The organism is Petroclostridium xylanilyticum, from assembly GCF_002252565.1.
Classification (GTDB): domain Bacteria; phylum Bacillota; class Clostridia; order SK-Y3; family SK-Y3; genus Petroclostridium; species Petroclostridium xylanilyticum.
The window spans coordinates 1-2,970 of record NZ_NPML01000032.1; the positions used below are offsets into that span (position 1 = coordinate 1).

4 protein-coding genes are annotated in these 2,970 nt (G+C 36.2%); all 4 read right to left on the minus strand.

The features are described from left to right. Nucleotides 1–731, minus strand: a 731-nt coding sequence (locus CIB29_RS18265; RefSeq protein ID WP_094552238.1) for a fumarate hydratase, incomplete at its 3' end; no start/stop codon positions are given. Nucleotides 732–936: 205 nt separating this feature from the next. After that, nucleotides 937–1,476 carry a ribosome hibernation-promoting factor, HPF/YfiA family gene (gene hpf, locus CIB29_RS18270; protein ID WP_094549285.1) on the minus strand — a complete coding sequence of 180 codons (540 nt, stop codon included), beginning with the start codon at nt 1,474–1,476 and terminating at the stop codon, nt 937–939. Between the two features lie 199 nt (nt 1,477–1,675). Next, nucleotides 1,676–2,686, minus strand: a complete 1,011-nt coding sequence (rnhC, locus tag CIB29_RS18275; RefSeq protein ID WP_094549287.1) for a ribonuclease HIII — start codon at nt 2,684–2,686, stop codon at nt 1,676–1,678. Beyond that, nucleotides 2,686–2,970, minus strand: a 285-nt coding sequence (locus CIB29_RS18280) for a hypothetical protein (RefSeq protein WP_094552239.1), incomplete at its 5' end; no start/stop codon positions are given. The genes CIB29_RS18280 and rnhC, both read right to left, overlap by 1 nt.

Sequence of the window (2,970 nt, forward strand, 5' to 3'; positions counted from 1 at the left end):
GTCCCCCCCAATCCCTGCGGTCCAATCCCAAGCCTGTTTATCTTTTCCAGCAGTTCCTGCTCGAGACTTCCATAATACTCATTATGGCTTCTTTGATTGATTGGCCGTAACAGAGCTTTTTTGGCAAGATATGCCGCTTTTTCCATGGTCCCTCCTATTCCAACCCCTACCACTATGGGAGGACATGGATTTGCTCCGGCCCGGTCTACCGTTTGAATAACAAAATCTATTACACCCTTTACACCATCTGAAGGCTTAAGCATTTTTACTGCGCTCATATTCTCACTGCCAAAGCCTTTAGGCGCTGCAATTATTTTAATTTTGTCTCCCGGCACAATGTCATAATGTATGACAGCCGGTGTATTATCGCCTGTATTTACCCTGTCCAATGGATCTTTTACCACCGATTTCCGCAGATAGCCTTTTTCGTATCCCCTTCTTACACCTTCATTAATTGCATCAGTCAAACTGCCTCCAACGATATGGGCATCCTGTCCAGCTTCTACAAAGATAACCGCCATCCCCGTGTCCTGGCAAATGGGCATATTCTGCTCTTTCGCAATTTCTGCATTTTCTATCAGCTTATTTAATATGTCCTTTCCAACCGGTGATTTTTCACTTTCCATAAAATTTTGAATTCCATACTTAATATCCTCATTAAGATAATAGTTTGCATCTATACATAATTTTTCAACTGTTTCAATAACTTGATTCGCATTGATTTCACGCATTTTCCCCACTCCTATTTTTTTAAGGATATTATATGATAATGGAGGAAAATTCTCAAGAATAGAAGAAGAAATAATAACTCAGTGCCTGAAAGATGACACAGGGACGGTTCTCTGTCACATGCTCTTTTTATGTGTCAGAAGAACCGTCCCCATGGTTTACTATAATTTAAAAATAAGCCGAGACAATTTATGCCTCGGCTTATTTTTAAAATTCAGGTTCAATCAACCCGTAATTTCCATCTTTTCTTCTATATACTACATTTACTTCTTCAGTATCTGCATTTGAGAATACGAAAAATTGATGTCCCAAAAGATTCATCTGCAGGATAGCTTCTTCAATATCCATAGGTTTAATTGCAAATCTCTTGGTCTTTACTATGTTAAACTCTGTTTCCTCTTCAAAATCATTAGGTGGTAATCCGTCATTGACTGTTTCAACTACAAAGGCGTTCTCTTTTAGTTTCTTTGCAAGACGGGTTTTATTTTTCCTGATCTGTCTTTCCAGGGTGTCCACTATTTTATCTATTGAAGCGTACATATCACTATTTGCTTCTTCAGCTCTAAGGATCATTCCGTTAAAAGGAATAGTGACTTCGACAATTTGCCTGTCCTTTTCAACTTCCAGTGTAACATGCACTTCTGTGTCGGCATCAAAGAACTTATCCAACTTACCTAACTTTTTGTGAATCCTGTCTCTCAAGCCATCGGTTACGTCAAGTTTTCTTCCTGTGATGATAAATCTCATAAGCTCAGCTCCTTTATATTGAGTTACTGATATGATGAATATAAGTTTTGTTAAGTATAATCTTTAATATTATGACCTGAATTTAACACAACCATTACATTATTCTTAACAAAACTTTTACAATATTATATATTCGACAATATATAAAATCTTCCTGCAATTTTAGCAAAAATTTTTGGTTTGTGGACAACGGTTTCCGTTATCTCTTCTCTACGTTTTCCGTTATCTTAAAGTGTACCTTCGCCACCTTTTCCAATTCGATTTTACCATATTTTTCTATAAACTTTTCTGCGGTTGCAGTTACTGCTTGTCCAGCTCCTTTAGGGAAAACAATCCCATATCTTTCTTGCAGTTCATTCACCCTTATAACAAATCTTTCCCGTGCAAGTACAGAAGCTGTAGCAACGGCCAGATCCTCTTCACCCTTAGGTCTCTGGATAAGTGTAACTTCACGTCCACGTTCCATTAAAGCCTCTTTTATGTATTTTTCATTTCCAAATTGGTCGACAATAGCACCTTCAACCTTATATTTACGGGCAAGCAAATTTTCTATAACTCTTGCATGGGCCCACGCAAGAAGGTGATTTAAATTCATTTTTTGTCCTATCATTTTTGTATACAACTGGTTGTACTTGTCCGGAGGTACCTCACAAATACTGATTCTATCCTGGAAATTCTTATGCAAATAGGCTGCAATATCTGATATTTTTTTATCAGTTATCTTCTTACTATCTTTTATACCCAGTTCTTCAATTTCTCTAACAATTTTTTTATCAATAATAAAACCTGCAGCTACGAGAGGACCGAAATAATCCCCTTTTCCCGATTCGTCAGTCCCTATCCATACGTTAAAATTCAATCCGCTAAGGTCTAATAATGCCTCATTGTTTTTTGGTTTAGATTTTGCTGTAAAAAATGCTTCAATAGTATTTGTAGAAAATATATTTGTTAGTATATCATTTTTTTCATCTGGCTTCTTTATATTACTAACTATTTTTAGACCTTTTTTCTCTGTATAATAAAGGTTCAAAATATATTTTGTCCCATTACAAATAAAAAATAGCTGGATACCGTAAGGAATTTCTTTGTATGTATCCAATTGAAAGCCGCTGTTTATTGCTTCCGGCAGCTTTTTATCCAATAATTTGTTTAAATATTCTATCGAACAATACTGCATATCATCACTCCGTTTAAAAACAAAAGCAGCCATTATCTGACTGCTTTTAATCTGGCAAGTTCATTCCAATTATTTGAAGTTACAATTTCCACCGTTGTCAGGTCTTTTCTTATTGCCTTGATTTCTCCGCTCATTTCTGCAATCTCGTGAAAAATTTTGTCGTGCTCGGCTTTATTTACCTGCGCCGAATGCTCCAATGCCTTCAGGATTTGTGTGTTTTCATCCAGCTGAATTTTTATTGCAGCAATATCTTCTTTAATCACATCTATGTCATTTACCTTTTCTTTAATTACGTCTATGTCTTTTACCTTTTCTTT